This window comes from Paenibacillus qinlingensis (genome assembly GCF_013204845.1).
GTDB classification, from domain to species: domain Bacteria; phylum Bacillota; class Bacilli; order Paenibacillales; family NBRC-103111; genus Paenibacillus_E; species Paenibacillus_E qinlingensis.
The window spans coordinates 537,598-551,649 of record NZ_JABMKY010000001.1 but is presented as its reverse complement, the minus strand read 5'-3'; the positions used below and the strand labels follow the sequence as shown (position 1 = coordinate 551,649).

Genomic DNA, 14,052 nt, shown 5'->3' with positions numbered 1-14,052 from the left:
AAGCCACTCTCCCATCAAGGAGGGTGGCTTCCTATGAGAGGAGATTTAATCAGATGGCGTTTATCGATTGTCATTTTCATTCAGAATCCCTTGGTGTTGCTGCTTCCATGCATGTCATACTACCTCAAATTGCCAAAAGTCAGATTGGACTAGCTTCGCATGCTTATGGTGGGAAGCATCCTACCTTACTTTTGTTGCACGGGTTGTCCGATGACCATACCATTTGGATGCGTAGAACGTCCATTGAGCGCTATGCTTCTCAGCATGGTATTGCAGTAGTTATGCCTGCTGTAAACCGGAGTTTTTATGCAGATATGGCGTCAGGTCCGAAGTATTGGGAGTTCATTAGTGAAGAATTACCTGTGATAGCAAGATCCTTCTTTCCCTTAGCCGAAGAACGAGAGCTGAATTACGTGGCAGGACTATCCATGGGGGGATATGGGGCGATGAAGTTGGCACTTTCGCATCCGAATCGGTATGCAGCAGGGGCTAGTTTGTCTGGAGCCGTAGATATTGTTGAGCGAGCTACAGCTTTTCCGAATGATTTTCAACTGATTTATGGCGATGTGACGACGATAAAAAATAGCCCAAACGATTTGTTCTATCTCGCTAATCAGCTTGTTGCTAGTAAAGTAGAGCAACCTAAGCTTTATCAATGCTGTGGCACTGAGGATTTTTTATATGAAGATAACATTCGATTCCGCGATTATTGTCATGCACAAGGGCTAGTTATTACCTATGAAGAAGAGTCGGCTACCCATGAATGGGGATATTGGGATCACAAAATACAGCGTGTTTTAGAGTGGTTGCCATTGCCAAACAAGGCATAGGGGGAAAATATGTTCTTTTCTTTTTGCAACAAACGAGGCACTATGGTATAGTTTCACGTATATGTCAAGGAAGCAGTTGGAGGGAATTTGTTTGCTGAAAAAGCTAGTACCCAGACAGTCTGTTCATACAATTTATGATATTGATGCCAATCACTTGTGGGGATTCGGCATTCGCGGAATTATAACGGATCTTGATAATACACTTGTTGGTGCACGTGATCCACATGCGACACCTGAGTTAATAGAATGGCTGAACCATTTGCAGCAGATCGGCTTCAAGGTTGTCATTGTGTCGAACAACCATCATAACAGGGTTTCGACTTTTGCTAAGCCCCTGGGCATTTCGTTTATTCACCGTGCCAAAAAACCGACGAATGCTTCCTTCCATAAAGCGATGAAGTTGCTCGGAACGAATGCACGACAGACGACTGTTATCGGGGATCAAATGCTGACAGATGTGCTTGGCGGCAATCGAATGGGGCTATACACGATCCTTGTTCAACCCATCTCAAGAAAAGATGAAGGCTTCTTCACGAAAGTGAATCGGCTGATTGAGAAATGGGCTCTAGCAAGGATGAAGAAATAGGGAGGTTTCATGAGTACAGAAACAATTGGGCATTGTACGGGTTGCGGCATTGGGCTGCAAACAGAAGACAAAAGTAAGCTGGGCTTTATTCCAGAGGCTGCCTTGCAGAAGGTGCCTTTGATTTGCCAGCGTTGTTACCGAATTAAGCATTATAATGAGTCTTCAAGCATTACCCTTCAACAAGACGACTTCCTGAAATTATTAGGACATGTTGGTCAAACGAAGGCGCTAGTCGTGAAAATCGTGGATATTTTTGATTTTGAAGGCAGCATGATTAGTTCACTTGCCCGATTTATCGGCAATAATCCCGTTTTACTCGTCGTTAACAAAATTGATTTACTTCCGAAAGTGACGAATGCCAACAAAATCATTAACTGGGTACAGCGTCGCGTGAAGGAAGAGAATCTCAAGGTTGTGGATATCATTCTTTGCAGCGCGAAGAAAAACATCGGTTTTGACCGTGTTATTTCGGCTGTACAAGAATATCGTGGCAACATGGACGTGTACGTGGTTGGTGCAACCAACGTTGGGAAATCAACGCTGATTAATCGCTTGATTAGTGATTACAGTGATTTGGAATCCGAATTGACGACGTCGCTATATCCGGGAACTACGCTTGATTTAGTGAAAATTCCACTCGATGATGGGAAATTCATTATTGATACGCCTGGGATTGTGTACAAGCATCGTCTTACAGAAGTCGTGAAGAAGCGTGATTTAACGCCACTCATGCCGGACAAACCGTTGAAACCAATGGTATTTCAACTTAATGAAGGACAAACCTTATTTTTTGGTGCGTTAGTTCGTTTTGATTTTATCCAAGGTGAGCATCAATCCTTCACGATATATACGTCGAATGCCATTCAGATTCATCGTACGAAGCTCGAGAAAGCGGATCAGTTATATGAAGATCATAAGGGTGTCATGTTGACGCCTCCGGCTCAGGCAGATCTTGAAGAGCTTCCGAAGCTGGTCAAACATCCGTTGCACATTCCGAAGGGGAAACAGATGGATGTGCTCGTCTCTGGTTTAGGATGGATTAAAGTGAACAGCCTTGCTGGTGCTCAGCTTGCTGTACATGCACCGAAAGGGATTAAAGTCATTACACGGGAATCGTTGATTTAGGGAGAACATGGGGGAAATCATGGAGAAACTTCGGACGATCGACAGTCATACAGTTTTGTACGGGGTTTTCGGGGATCCGATCAGGCATTCTCGTTCACCGATAATGTTGAATCGCGCTTTTCAGGAAGCGGGCATCAATGGGGTATATGCTGCGTTTCATGTTAAGCCAGAAGCGCTTGGGGAAGCAGTTCGGGGAATTAGGGCACTAGGATATCGCGGAGTGAATGTGACGATTCCGCATAAAGTAGATGTCATGAATTACCTTGATGAGATCGATGAAGGAGCTTTGATCGTTGGCGCAGTGAATACCATTGTGAACGAGAATGGGAAGCTCAAAGGATTTAACACCGATGGTATCGGGTATGTTCGTTCGTTGAAAGAAGAGACGGGCATCGAGCTCAAAGGTAAACGAGTTCTAGTTCTTGGGGCAGGCGGCGCGGCGAGAGGTGTAGCTTATGCACTTGCGAAAGAAGGTGCGAGCTGCATTTATATCGCGAATCGTACCAAAGAGCGTGCAGTCGAATTGGCAGCCACAATTGGCGCTTTCACCGAAACCGTTGGTTTAGGGATGGACGAGTTGGAGAACGTTGTGGACAATGTTGAATTCGTGTTGAATACGACGTCGGCAGGTATGCATCCAAACGTAGATGAACTCCCTTTACCACTACACCTGCTTCGACCGCATCACCTCGTTAGTGATCTTATATATAACCCGCGGATTACGAGATTTCTTCGTGAAGCGGAAGCCATTGGCGCGCGCATTCATGGCGGGCTTGGCATGTTTATTTATCAAGGCGCATACGCCTTCGAGTATTGGACGGGAACCCCTGCGCCGGTTGCGGCGATGAGACAGGTGGTAGAACAGTCATTAACTGAATAAGAATGAATAGAGGGACATCCATGTTAACAGGCAAACAAAAAAGACATTTGCGCTCTTTGGCGCACCATGTAGATCCGATTTTTCAAGTAGGTAAAGGTGGCGTAAATGAGCATTTAATTCGTCACATCCAAGAAGCTATTGAGGTGCGTGAATTGATCAAAATCACCGTACTCAACAATAGCGGTGAAGATCGCCAAGAAGTCGGAGTGGAATTGTCCGAGAAATCAGGCGCAGAACTAGTTCAGGTTATTGGTAAAATCGTTGTGTTGTACAAAGAATCGCGTGACAATAAGAAGATTGAACTGCCGCGCTAATGAGGTGGACGTATGCTTGTCGGAATTATGGGAGGCACATTCGATCCCATTCATACCGGTCATTTAATCGCAGCTGAACGTGCGAGGGTGGAAGGGGGCTTGGACGAGGTTTGGCTAATGCCAGCAAACGTCCCGCCGCATAAACCTAATGCCCCGAAAGGAACGAGTCAGCAGCGTTGGGAGATGGTTTGCCTTGCTGCAGAAGGCAATCCTTTTTTTCGTCCTGTCGATATCGAAATTAACAAAGGCGGCGTATCCTATAGTATCGATACGATCGAGCTGTTGAAATCGCAATATCCGGACATCGCGTTCTCTTACATTATTGGCGCGGATATGGTTCAGTTTTTGCCGCAGTGGCATCGCATCGATGACATCGTGCGGCATATTCATTTTATTGGATTAGCCAGACCTGGTTATGATCTGGACCTGCAACAGCTGCCCGAACATATACGAAACCGAGTGAAGCTTGTTCCGATGCCCCTCGTTGAAATTTCATCGACAGCTATTCGGGCGTTGAGACAGAAGAGGGATCCTGTCAGGTATCTTGTACCAGATAAGGTTGGGCATTTCATGGAGGTGAATGGCTTATATGAAACGTGAGGACCTGATGGCAGCTGTGAAGGAGCAAATGCCCGAGCGGCGTTGGCAGCATACCCTTGGCGTGATGGCAACGAGCGTTATGCTTGCTGAGCGATTTGGCGGGGATGCGGTCAAAGCAGATATTGCAGCGATTTTGCACGACTATTGCAAGTATTGGCCTACTGGTGAGCAAGCTAAGATTATTCGTGAGAACGATTTACCACAAGATTTGTTAGTTTTCGATAAGGAGCTATGGCATTCACATGCAGGGGCTTTCATCGCTAAGTCGCAATTCGGAATCGACGACGAGGAAATTTTAGATGCGATTCGGTATCATACGTCTGGTCGAGAACAGATGACGCTGCTAGACAAAATAGTTTGCTTGGCGGATTATATGGAGCCAGGTCGTGATTTTCCAGGAGTCGAGTTTATTCGTGAACTGGCAAATACGAGTCTTGAACGCGCTTTGATTGCCGGTTTTGACTCCACGATCAACTTTTTGATTTCCAAAGGAAAGCGCATTTATCCCTTAACAATTCTGACGCGCAATGATTTATTGGAACAAATACAACTACACACCTAATGACATGGAGGATGATTGCATGAGTAAAAACCCAGAAGAAATATTAGCATTCATTGTTGAGGCAGCGGAAGACAAGAAAGCAGCAGATATCGTTAGTTTGAATTTAAAAGGCGTATCCCTAATCGCTGATTATTTCGTGATTTGCCACGGAAATTCGGAAACACAAGTTCAAGCAATTGCGGGCGAAGCTCGTAAAAAAGCTCACGAACATGGCGTTCATATTCGAGGGTATGAAGGCGTTGATACCGCAAGATGGGTACTGCTTGATTTAGGGGATGTTGTTCTCCACGTTTTCCATCGTGATGACCGTGAATACTATAACATCGAAAGACTTTGGTCCGATGCTAAAGTTGTGGAGCGCGTATGAGAATGGAAGCAGGATCCCTTGTTACCCTAGAGGTAGCAAGGGAAGTTCCACCAAACGGCTTTTTCCTAAGCGACGGTACACAGGATTTTCTGCTGCCTTATGCGGAAATCGTTGGGAATCGTATTAGCCCAGGAGACCAAGTAGAAGTATTCTTATTCCACGATACGTTGGATCGGATGATGGCGACCATGAGGAAACCGCTACTGACCATGGGGCATGTGGGTCTACTTGAGGTTGTTGATATTCATCCGCGCTTTGGTTATTTCCTAGAAATGGGCCTAGGTCGTCATCTGCTCTTGCCTTATCGGAATGTGCCTGAATTCGAGGATCTTCGCCCTCAGGTTGGCGACAAAGTGTTTGCAACGCTTACACACGATCGTCAAGGTCGATTGATTGCGAAGTTAGCGCTTGAAGAGGATTTGGCACCGCTTTGCGTGCGAGCTCCATCGAGTTGGACGAACCAATGGGTGAAAGCGCGCGTGTATCGCCCTCTGCAAATGGGTACCTTCGTTATTTGTGAAGCAGGTGTCCTAGGGTATGGCGTCATCGGGCTGATCATCCCACAAGAGCGAACACGTTTACTTCGCGTAGGTGAGCAAGTCGATGTAAGGATTGCTTTCGTTCGTGAAGAAGATGGACGAGTTAATCTTTCCATGAGGCTTCCCAAGGAAAAAGGACGCGACGAGGATGCGGAACGCATTCTTGAAGTACTTCGCGAACGTCCGGGGAATGCGATGCCCTTTTCGGATAAAACGCAAGCGGACGTTATTAAGGATAAATTCGGATTAAGTAAGGCAGCCTTCAAACGTGCCTTAGGTAAACTTATGAAAGATGGGCTCATCTATCAAGAAGCAGATTGGACCTATCTGAAACAAGAGGAGACGCAAGGCTGAGATGAGTTACGAAAAATTCGCCTACACGTACGATCGCCTGATGAACAGTATGCCGTATGAAGACTGGCTTCGATTTCTGAAGGAAAGTTTTGAACGGTTTGGAGTACAACCTGCAACGCTCGTTGATTTAGGTTGCGGGACAGGCAATTTGTCGATTCCATTGGCTGCTGAAGGCATTCAGGTGACTGGTATTGATTTGTCCGAAGATATGTTGGCTGTCGCTGAGCAGAAGTATAGTGAACAACCCAGCCAGCTTCGCGGCGGCGGTATCCGTTGGATTCAGCAGGATATACGGGAATGGGAGCTTGGCGAGGAAGTTGAAGTTGCCATTTCGTTTTGTGATAGCCTTAACTATTTACTAGAGGAAGAAGACATCGTGGATGCTTTCCGTCAAACATGGGCGGGACTTAAGCCAGGTGGGTTATTCCTCTTTGATGTACATCCGCCACAGCAGTTGTTCGCATATGCAGAATCGCAGCCCTTTTTTCTTAACGAAGACGACGTTGCTTACATTTGGACAAGCGAATTAGATGAGGAACGTGTTCAGATTGAACATGATTTAACGATCTTCGTCAAAGAAAGCGGCCAGCAGGATGCCTTCCGACGCATTGATGAGACGCATGAACAAAGAGCGTATCCCTTGCAGTGGCTAGAACAAATGCTGATCAAGGTAGGTTTTCGCGAGGTACATCAAGCAGCTGACTTTACGTGGGAGCAACCAACAGAGATGACAGAGCGCGCTTTTTTTATTGCAAAAAAATAATACCAACGGGATTCGCCATCGGCTTGACAGTGCGGCATTATTTTACATATAATCAAAGCTAATCAGTTGTATGGAAAGCTTAGATGAGGAATAGTACCTTGTACAGCATCTTTCAGAGAGTCGGAGCTAGGGTGTGAGCCGGCAGATGTTAGTCTTGAGAACTCGCCTCGGAGCTAGAAGGTGAACCGCCTGATCCTGGATCAGATGCGCTAGCTGGATCGTTTCACCCGCGTTAAGGGGCAGAGTGAACACAGGTGAAGAACGCCTTGTGTTAACTAGGGTGGTACCACGGGAATTATACCTCTCGTCCCTAGCGATATCCGCTAGCGATGTGAGGTTTTTTTGTGCGTATTTGCATACATGAGCGAAGAGCAATTTAAGGAGGCACGGAAGGTATGACACAAGAATTGAAAGAAACCAAAGAACAACAAGGCTATAACCCGCAAGCCATCGAACCTAAGTGGCAGGCATACTGGGATGCTAAGAAAACATTTAAGGTACTAGAAAATTCGGATAAGCCGAAATTTTATGCTTTGGATATGTTCCCATACCCATCAGGCGCAGGCTTGCACGTAGGGCATCCAGAAGGCTACACAGCGACAGATATCGTTTCCCGTTTCAAAAGGATGAGAGGCTTTAATGTCCTTCACCCAATGGGCTGGGATGCGTTCGGACTTCCTGCGGAGCAATATGCCCTAGATACAGGGAATGACCCACGTGAATTTACGAAGAAAAATATTGATACGTTCCGCCGCCAAATTAAATCCCTTGGTTTCTCTTACGATTGGGATCGGGAGATCAGTACAACGGATCCTGAGTACTACAAATGGACGCAGTGGATTTTCATCCAGCTGTACAATAAAGGACTTGCTTACGTCGATGAAGTGCCAGTTAACTGGTGTCCTGCGTTAGGTACGGTTTTGGCCAATGAGGAAGTCATTGATGGATTGAGCGAACGTGGTAACCATCCGGTTATTCGGAAGCCGATGCGTCAGTGGATTTTGAGAATTACGGAGTATGCAGAGCGTTTACTAGAGGATCTTGAGGAGCTAGACTGGTCTGAAAGCATTAAGGATATGCAACGCAACTGGATTGGGAAATCAACAGGTGCTGAGGTTCAGTTTGCGATTGAAGGTCATGCTGAGAAAAGTTTAACTGTATTCACAACACGTCCCGACACACTTTTCGGTGCAACCTATTGTGTATTAGCGCCGGAGCATGAGCTTGTAGCGCAGATTACAACAGAAGCACAAGCAGCTGCGATTAAAGAATATCAAGAAAAAGCTTCGCGTAAGAGCGACTTGGAGCGTACCGATTTGGCGAAAGACAAATCTGGTGTGTTCACAGGTGCTTACGCGGTCAATCCAGTGAATGACACGAAAGTGCCAATCTGGATCGCTGACTATGTACTTGGTGGTTACGGCACAGGGGCAATCATGGCGGTACCAGGGCATGATCAACGTGACTGGGAATTTGCGAAACAATTTGATTTGCCGATTATCGAAGTTGTGCAGGGCGGAGATGTGGAGAAGGAAGCTTACGCCGGCGATGGCAAACATGTGAACTCCGGACCAATCGATGGATTAAACATTGAGCAAGGCATCAGCCACATGATCGCTTGGTTGGAGCAAAATGGCAAAGGCCGCGGCAAAGTAACCTATCGTTTGAGAGACTGGCTGTTCAGCCGTCAACGTTATTGGGGTGAGCCGATTCCAATTCTTCACCTTGAAGATGGCACAATGAAGCCAGTTCCAGTGGACCAATTGCCGCTATTGCTTCCGCAAGTAGATGAAATTAAACCATCCGGTACAGGTGAGTCACCGCTTGCTAACGTATCTGAGTGGGTCAATATAATTGATCCAGAAACAGGTATGAAAGCTCGTCGTGAAACGAATACGATGCCGCAATGGGCGGGAAGCTGCTGGTATTACCTGCGTTTCATCGATCCGAAGAATGATCAAGCGTTCTGTTCCGATGAGCTGCAAAAGCAATGGTTGCCGGTTGATCTATATATTGGTGGAGCGGAGCACGCGGTTCTTCACTTGCTGTATGCGCGTTTCTGGCATAAAGTGCTTTACGATCTTGGTTTTGTTCATACCAAAGAACCTTTCCATAAGCTTGTTAACCAAGGGATGATTCTTGGCGAGAACATGGAGAAAATGAGTAAATCACGCGGCAATGTTGTGAATCCAGATGACATCGTGAGCGATCAAGGTGCGGATACACTTCGTATTTATGAAATGTTCATGGGACCATTGGAAGCGACGAAACCGTGGAATACAACGGGTGTAGACGGGATCTACCGTTTCTTGAATCGCGTATGGAGACTGTTCGTTGATGATAATGGTCAAGTTCACTCCAAAATTAGCGCAGATGAGACGCTAGGCAGCGATGCATTTAAACGTACATGGCACCGTTCAATCAAAAAAATTACAGAAGATTTCGATGCGCTTCGCTTCAACACAGCGATTAGCCAAATGATGATTTTCGTCAACGAGGCTTACAAAACAGAACGTCTCCCACTAGAGGCAATGAAAAATTTCGTGCAAATGCTATCCCCGATCGCTCCGCATTTGGCTGAAGAGCTTTGGGAGAAATTGGGCGGCGTGGAATCCATTACGTACGAAGCATGGCCAGCTTATGATGAAGCATGGACTGTGGATAATGAAGTTGAAATCGTCGTGCAAATCAATGGGAAAATTGTTGATCGCGTGATGATTTCTAAAGATACAGATGAAGCAGCGATGGAGAAAATGGCTTTTGAACTCGACAAAGTCAAAGAAGCGACCGCCGGAAAGGCCGTTCGCAAATTGATTGTTGTTAAGGGTAAATTAGTTAATATCGTTGTAGGTTAAGACAACTAAGATTAAGCATTGAGAGGGCTACTGCTGCTTCAAAGTGAAAAGCTGCTCTGCCTTCTCAATGTCTTCTTCATATTTTGCATGTGTTGCACTTATTACTTGAGAGAATACTCCGCAAAGCTCCTTTTCCAATATCCGCAATCCTTCTGCCGTAATGCCTCCAGGAACAGATACCCGCTTTTGTAAACTAATAGGGTTGAAGCCTCCCGTAGTAAGCAATTTTCCTGTACCTAACGTCATTTCACTTGCTAGTAATGTAGCCTCTTCAGCAGAAATACCCGTTTCCTCCACAGCCGCATCAATGAATGCTTGAATAAAGCTAGCTAGAAAAGCAGGACCACAACTGGATAAATCAGATGAAATTCTCGTATAACTCTCAGATACACGTATGGGTGTAGAGATATGTGTGAAAATATTTTCAAGCCATTCTTTATCTTCAGGCTGCATACGATTTCCATGAATGCATAACGTAGCACCACTTAAAACGTAGTTCGTGATACTCGGTATGATTTTACTTATTTTAGCCGGTAGAAGACCTTCCAAATGCTTAATCAGAATAGGACTTGTGATGGATATTATAAATTGAGAGGAAAGCACGTCCTCTTTGATTTCATCAATAACCTTTTTAAATTCAGATGGTTTCACACAGAGGAAAATCAAATCACTTCCACGCACCACTTCACGATTCGATTCTGCCACTTGTAGGCCAGGATAGTTCTCCGCAAGTAATTCAACTTTACGTAATGTTCGATTGCTAGCAATAATTTGCTCGGGATTGAATGCCCCGGAATGAATGAATGCTTCAATCAGTATACTTCCCATACTCCCAGTACCGATGAATCCAGCTTTCATCAAGTGATCCCTCCCGATAAAATCAGTCTGTATACGAAAATCAACCTGTAATCGCGGTTACTCAGCCATGAATGGCAAGGATAGAGGTCCAAGCATCGTCTCAATCTTATCGTGACTAACTGTGTAGTCATTGGGACGCTTTTTCATGTATATGGTTGCCCAAACGCAAATATGCTAAGAAAGAAGGTAGTTTGTGGATTTTTTTGGAAATAAAATAAAGCGAATTGGGCTGATTCTTGGCGCTGTCTCGCTCTTTGTTTGGGTTGTGTGGCCATTTCTACGTGGTGGACAGCCCGCCATTCAAACAGCGTTCAAGCCAATCAATACGCAGATGGAAGAATTGCTTTTGCAAGGGGAGAATGAGAAAAAAGCGGCAGCGGGGAAAGTTTCACCAGTTGCCAACGAAAAAGCAAAAGCAACGCCAAAGGCGAGTTCTACGGTCACATCCAAATCTGATGAAGTATCTTCATCCACAGCACTACGATCCGAAGGATCGGATTCCGCGGGATTAAATACGCAAACTTCGTCTTCATTCTTAGAACCTCCTTCAATCACCGCTGCTAGTCCTGTACCTCCACCCATAACTGCAACTAAACCTACACCTCCATCAAATGAAGCTCAGAAGGGACTGCTAGATTTAAACACCGCTACATTGGAGCAGTTAGATAAACTGCCTGGAATCGGTGAAAGTAAAGCCAAAGCTATTCTTGAGTATCGCATGAAGAAAGGACGTTTCAAGCGAGTCGAAGAACTCAAGGAGGTGAAAGGGATCGGAGAGAAAATGTTCGATAAGCTGAAAGGGTTATTGTTTGTAGGGCCAAACTAGCCCGACTTTTCATTTCTAGCAAAATATGAGAAAATACTAGAAATAGTTGGACTTTGAAAGTATTTTAATTGAGTGAGCAACATCTTAATAGAAGATCTAGTCATCAGGAGGGAGTCATCATGAGCATCCGGAAAGATTGGGATACATATTTCCTTGATATTGCCTATATGGCCTCCACGCGCTCACGGTGCAACCGTAGACATGTTGGAGCGGTACTCGTTCAAGGGAAAAAGCTGCTAGGAACAGCCTATAATGGCGCACCGATGGGCGTAGCAGATTGCACGGAAGCAGGTTGTATGCTTGTGGAAGAAATCGAGCTAAAGCTCGTTGCTGATGTAGAGGAAGTCGTGCGGAAGCACCGTTGTATACGTACCATTCATGCAGAACAGAACTTATTGTTGTTTACAGATCGGGAAGATCGAGAGGGCTCGACTGTGTATGTTACAGATCAACCGTGCTGGACTTGTGCAAACATGCTAGCTAACAGCGGGGTGACAGAGATCGTGTTTCATCGGGGGTATCCGAAAGATCATGAGAAGGTTAGCGAGTTAATGGGAGCCAGAGGTATTTCGTTCCGCCAATTGACCTCATATGAGCCGCCAGCAGGTACGGTATCTGAGGTAGTCAATTAAATAGCACGGAGTCAGCTTTGATGAAGCCGAGAGAGATCGGATTCACGCAAATGCGCTTGATTGATTCGTATTCGCTAGCTAGGGAATTCGTCATTCTGTTGACAATTCCCATAGCTGCTTATAGGGTAGTGCCTATGCTTGTGCGACTACAAATAAAGGTTTTATACCAGTACTGCTTGTTCTTTGTGCTTTTTAAGTTGTCGCTGTATACGAATAGCGAATAAAGCGGCAATGAAGCAGGTAAGACCAGCAATGAAGAAAGTTTGTGAGTAAGTGCCAAGCCAATCGCGCATTAAACCTGCACCGTACGCGGCAAAGGAAGCACCGATCTGGTGAGCCACCACTATCCAGCCGAATATCATGCCAGATTTTTCTTTACCGAAAGTCTCACCTGCAAGTTTAGCGGTTGGCGGTACGGTTGCGATCCAATCGAGACCGTAAAATACCGAGAACACGACTAGCATGTACGGTGTAGCAGCCAAGGCATACGGTAAAAATATGAGGGATAAACCGCGCAGGCCGTAGTACCAGAAAAGTAGCCAGCGACTGTCAAATCGGTCAGTTAACCAGCCAGATATCGTCGTTCCGAATAAATCAAAAGCGCCCATCATGGCTAGGAGCCCGGCAGCGGCGACTTCCATCATCCCGAAATCTCCGCAAGCGGCAATGAGGTGGGTGCCGATCAAACCATTTGTTGAGAACCCACAAATGAAGAAGGTGCCCGCGAGCAGCCAAAATGTTTTATTTTTACTTGCAATAACGAGGTTCTGGATAGGGGTAAGAAATACATTGCCCTTGAAAGGCTCTGGCTTTACAACTTCTGTTGTACCGTATGGCGCTTCACCAACATCCGAAGGATTGTTCTTCATCCATATGGCTACCAAAATAAAGACTATGATGATAGCGGCTACCGCTGCATACATTGCATACCGCCAGCCGTAATCAGAAGTCACCTTTGCAATCAAAGGGAGGAATAGCAACTGACCTGTTGCTGCACTTGCTGTCAGTATGCCAACTACGAGCCCTTTACGTTTGACGAACCATAAATTACTGACAGTGATACCAAGCACGTTTGCCATCATTCCACTTGCAAGTCCAGAAACGACTCCCCACAGCAAATCGAACTGCCACAAGGAATTAATCAGCGGCGTGACGGCAAGGCTGGCACCTAGAACAGACAGTGCGAGCAATACAACCTTGCGGATACCGAAGCGTAATAACAGAGCCGCAGAAAACGGACCAACAAGTCCATATAGTAAAATTCCGATAGAGGCGACACTTGATATAGCCGCGCGGCTCCATCCGAATTCTTCTTGGAAAGGGATCATCAAAACGCTGGGCATGGAACGGATGCCTGCTGACACAAGTAATGTGACGAACGTTAGCATAACAATAATCCAGCCGTAATAAAGCTTGCTTTTTGTTTGATTCATCATTTACACCTCAACTTATATTTCTAATTTCTCACTGGCGGATTCCAAAGATTGCGTCAATAGAGTCGCGATTTCATCTCCAAGAATAGCCTTATAAGAACGCAGAAGCTCCTTCGATGCTGCACGAAGTGATGGCTCGAGTTCAATGGCTTTGTCCGTGGGGAAAACGAGCACAGTTTTTCCCTTCACTTGGCGCTCTACGAGTCGTTTGTGTTCCAATTTATCGATAAATCTGGTAAGAGTAGATGGCGTAATGTAGAGCTTTTCTGAAAGTTCTTTTTGTGGAATGCCAGGTTTTGCGACAACCAGTCTGAGCAAATAACCGTAAGCGGGCGCAAGTCCTGTTGTTGCAAATGAATCGTCGGCCATTCGGCTAATTGCCCGACTCAGCCGATTGGTAGTGAAGTATAAGCATTGATGCAAAAAAGCTTCATTGTCATCCGTTTCTTTTACTTGAGCTTTGTTAGTCATATGATGTCCTCCTCTTATTTTGTATGTACAACGAATATAATCCAAGTGCTGTTGTCT

Annotated in this window: 16 protein-coding genes and 1 other annotated feature; of the genes, 13 read left to right on the top strand and 3 right to left on the bottom strand. The window is 45.6% G+C overall.

Features of this window, described 5'->3' with window-relative positions; genetic code table 11:
- Positions 1-53: 53 nt before the first annotated feature.
- From HQN88_RS02740 to leuS, 11 genes are all read left to right on the top strand, one after another.
- Positions 54-830, top strand: a complete 777-nt coding sequence (locus tag HQN88_RS02740; protein ID WP_173108682.1) for an alpha/beta hydrolase — start codon at positions 54-56, stop codon at positions 828-830.
- Between the two features lie 91 nt (positions 831-921).
- On the top strand, positions 922-1,416 hold the full coding sequence (locus HQN88_RS02735) for a YqeG family HAD IIIA-type phosphatase (protein ID WP_173108681.1): 495 nt from the start codon (positions 922-924) through the stop codon (positions 1,414-1,416).
- A gap of 9 nt (positions 1,417-1,425) precedes the next feature.
- Positions 1,426-2,541: a ribosome biogenesis GTPase YqeH gene (yqeH, locus tag HQN88_RS02730; protein ID WP_173108680.1), complete on the top strand. Its 1,116-nt coding sequence runs from the start codon at positions 1,426-1,428 to the stop codon at positions 2,539-2,541.
- Between the two features lie 19 nt (positions 2,542-2,560).
- Entirely contained in the window at positions 2,561-3,421 is an 861-nt protein-coding gene (aroE, locus tag HQN88_RS02725; protein ID WP_173108679.1) for a shikimate dehydrogenase, read from the top strand.
- A 20-nt stretch (positions 3,422-3,441) separates the two neighbouring features.
- On the top strand, positions 3,442-3,735 hold the full coding sequence (yhbY, locus tag HQN88_RS02720; protein ID WP_173108678.1) for a ribosome assembly RNA-binding protein YhbY: 294 nt from the start codon (positions 3,442-3,444) through the stop codon (positions 3,733-3,735).
- 12 nt (positions 3,736-3,747) lie between these two features.
- Positions 3,748-4,335 (top strand): nicotinate-nucleotide adenylyltransferase, encoded by a 588-nt coding sequence (nadD, locus tag HQN88_RS02715; RefSeq protein WP_173108677.1) that lies wholly within the window; start codon positions 3,748-3,750, stop codon positions 4,333-4,335.
- Positions 4,325-4,897, top strand: a complete 573-nt coding sequence (yqeK, locus tag HQN88_RS02710; protein WP_173108676.1) for a bis(5'-nucleosyl)-tetraphosphatase (symmetrical) YqeK — start codon at positions 4,325-4,327, stop codon at positions 4,895-4,897. The genes nadD and yqeK overlap by 11 nt, the downstream gene beginning before the upstream one ends.
- Before the next feature lie 19 nt (positions 4,898-4,916).
- Positions 4,917-5,264, top strand: a complete 348-nt coding sequence (gene rsfS / locus HQN88_RS02705) for a ribosome silencing factor (RefSeq protein ID WP_173108675.1) — start codon at positions 4,917-4,919, stop codon at positions 5,262-5,264.
- Positions 5,261-6,157 (top strand): CvfB family protein, encoded by an 897-nt coding sequence (locus tag HQN88_RS02700; RefSeq protein ID WP_173108674.1) that lies wholly within the window; start codon positions 5,261-5,263, stop codon positions 6,155-6,157. The genes rsfS and HQN88_RS02700 overlap by 4 nt, the downstream gene beginning before the upstream one ends.
- Before the next feature lies 1 nt (position 6,158).
- Positions 6,159-6,920: a class I SAM-dependent DNA methyltransferase gene (locus tag HQN88_RS02695; protein ID WP_173108673.1), complete on the top strand. Its 762-nt coding sequence runs from the start codon at positions 6,159-6,161 to the stop codon at positions 6,918-6,920.
- A gap of 71 nt (positions 6,921-6,991) precedes the next feature.
- Positions 6,992-7,235: a binding site (T-box leader), on the top strand.
- Between the two features lie 80 nt (positions 7,236-7,315).
- A complete protein-coding gene (gene leuS / locus HQN88_RS02690) occupies positions 7,316-9,775 on the top strand; it encodes a leucine--tRNA ligase (protein ID WP_173108672.1) in 2,460 nt (819 codons plus the stop codon).
- Between the two features lie 27 nt (positions 9,776-9,802).
- Here the strand turns inward: leuS and comER are convergent, their stop codons facing one another.
- A complete protein-coding gene (gene comER, locus HQN88_RS02685; protein ID WP_173108671.1) occupies positions 9,803-10,633 on the bottom strand; it encodes a late competence protein ComER in 831 nt (276 codons plus the stop codon).
- 193 nt (positions 10,634-10,826) lie between these two features.
- On the opposite strand from comER, the gene HQN88_RS02680 reads away from it, so the two are divergent.
- The gene (locus HQN88_RS02680) at positions 10,827-11,459 is read left to right on the top strand and encodes a ComEA family DNA-binding protein (RefSeq protein WP_274320288.1); all 633 of its coding nucleotides are present in this window, start codon (positions 10,827-10,829) and stop codon (positions 11,457-11,459) included.
- A gap of 119 nt (positions 11,460-11,578) precedes the next feature.
- Positions 11,579-12,091, top strand: a complete 513-nt coding sequence (locus tag HQN88_RS02675; protein ID WP_173108670.1) for a deoxycytidylate deaminase — start codon at positions 11,579-11,581, stop codon at positions 12,089-12,091.
- A 161-nt stretch (positions 12,092-12,252) separates the two neighbouring features.
- Here HQN88_RS02675 and HQN88_RS02670 read toward each other — a convergent pair whose 3' ends face one another.
- Positions 12,253-13,524 carry an MFS transporter gene (locus HQN88_RS02670; protein ID WP_173108874.1) on the bottom strand — a complete coding sequence of 424 codons (1,272 nt, stop codon included), beginning with the start codon at positions 13,522-13,524 and terminating at the stop codon, positions 12,253-12,255.
- A gap of 15 nt (positions 13,525-13,539) precedes the next feature.
- Positions 13,540-13,995 (bottom strand): MarR family winged helix-turn-helix transcriptional regulator, encoded by a 456-nt coding sequence (locus tag HQN88_RS02665; protein ID WP_173108669.1) that lies wholly within the window; start codon positions 13,993-13,995, stop codon positions 13,540-13,542.
- Positions 13,996-14,052: the final 57 nt, after the last annotated feature.

What these genes read in the sequence shown, in the direction of transcription:
- rsfS (WP_173108675.1), top strand. Translation starts at nt 4,917, where the DNA reads ATGAGTAAAAACCCAGAAGAAATATTAGCATTCATTGTTGAGGCAGCG.
- nadD (WP_173108677.1), top strand. Translation starts at nt 3,748, where the DNA reads ATGCTTGTCGGAATTATGGGAGGCACATTCGATCCCATTCATACCGGT.
- HQN88_RS02665 (WP_173108669.1), bottom strand. Translation starts at nt 13,995, where the DNA reads ATGACTAACAAAGCTCAAGTAAAAGAAACGGATGACAATGAAGCTTTT.
- leuS (WP_173108672.1), top strand. Translation starts at nt 7,316, where the DNA reads ATGACACAAGAATTGAAAGAAACCAAAGAACAACAAGGCTATAACCCG.
- yqeH (WP_173108680.1), top strand. Translation starts at nt 1,426, where the DNA reads ATGAGTACAGAAACAATTGGGCATTGTACGGGTTGCGGCATTGGGCTG.
- comER (WP_173108671.1), bottom strand. Translation starts at nt 10,633, where the DNA reads ATGAAAGCTGGATTCATCGGTACTGGGAGTATGGGAAGTATACTGATT.
- yqeK (WP_173108676.1), top strand. Translation starts at nt 4,325, where the DNA reads ATGAAACGTGAGGACCTGATGGCAGCTGTGAAGGAGCAAATGCCCGAG.
- HQN88_RS02670 (WP_173108874.1), bottom strand. Translation starts at nt 13,524, where the DNA reads ATGAATCAAACAAAAAGCAAGCTTTATTACGGCTGGATTATTGTTATG.
- HQN88_RS02675 (WP_173108670.1), top strand. Translation starts at nt 11,579, where the DNA reads ATGAGCATCCGGAAAGATTGGGATACATATTTCCTTGATATTGCCTAT.
- yhbY (WP_173108678.1), top strand. Translation starts at nt 3,442, where the DNA reads ATGTTAACAGGCAAACAAAAAAGACATTTGCGCTCTTTGGCGCACCAT.
- HQN88_RS02740 (WP_173108682.1), top strand. Translation starts at nt 54, where the DNA reads ATGGCGTTTATCGATTGTCATTTTCATTCAGAATCCCTTGGTGTTGCT.
- aroE (WP_173108679.1), top strand. Translation starts at nt 2,561, where the DNA reads ATGGAGAAACTTCGGACGATCGACAGTCATACAGTTTTGTACGGGGTT.
- HQN88_RS02695 (WP_173108673.1), top strand. Translation starts at nt 6,159, where the DNA reads ATGAGTTACGAAAAATTCGCCTACACGTACGATCGCCTGATGAACAGT.
- HQN88_RS02700 (WP_173108674.1), top strand. Translation starts at nt 5,261, where the DNA reads ATGAGAATGGAAGCAGGATCCCTTGTTACCCTAGAGGTAGCAAGGGAA.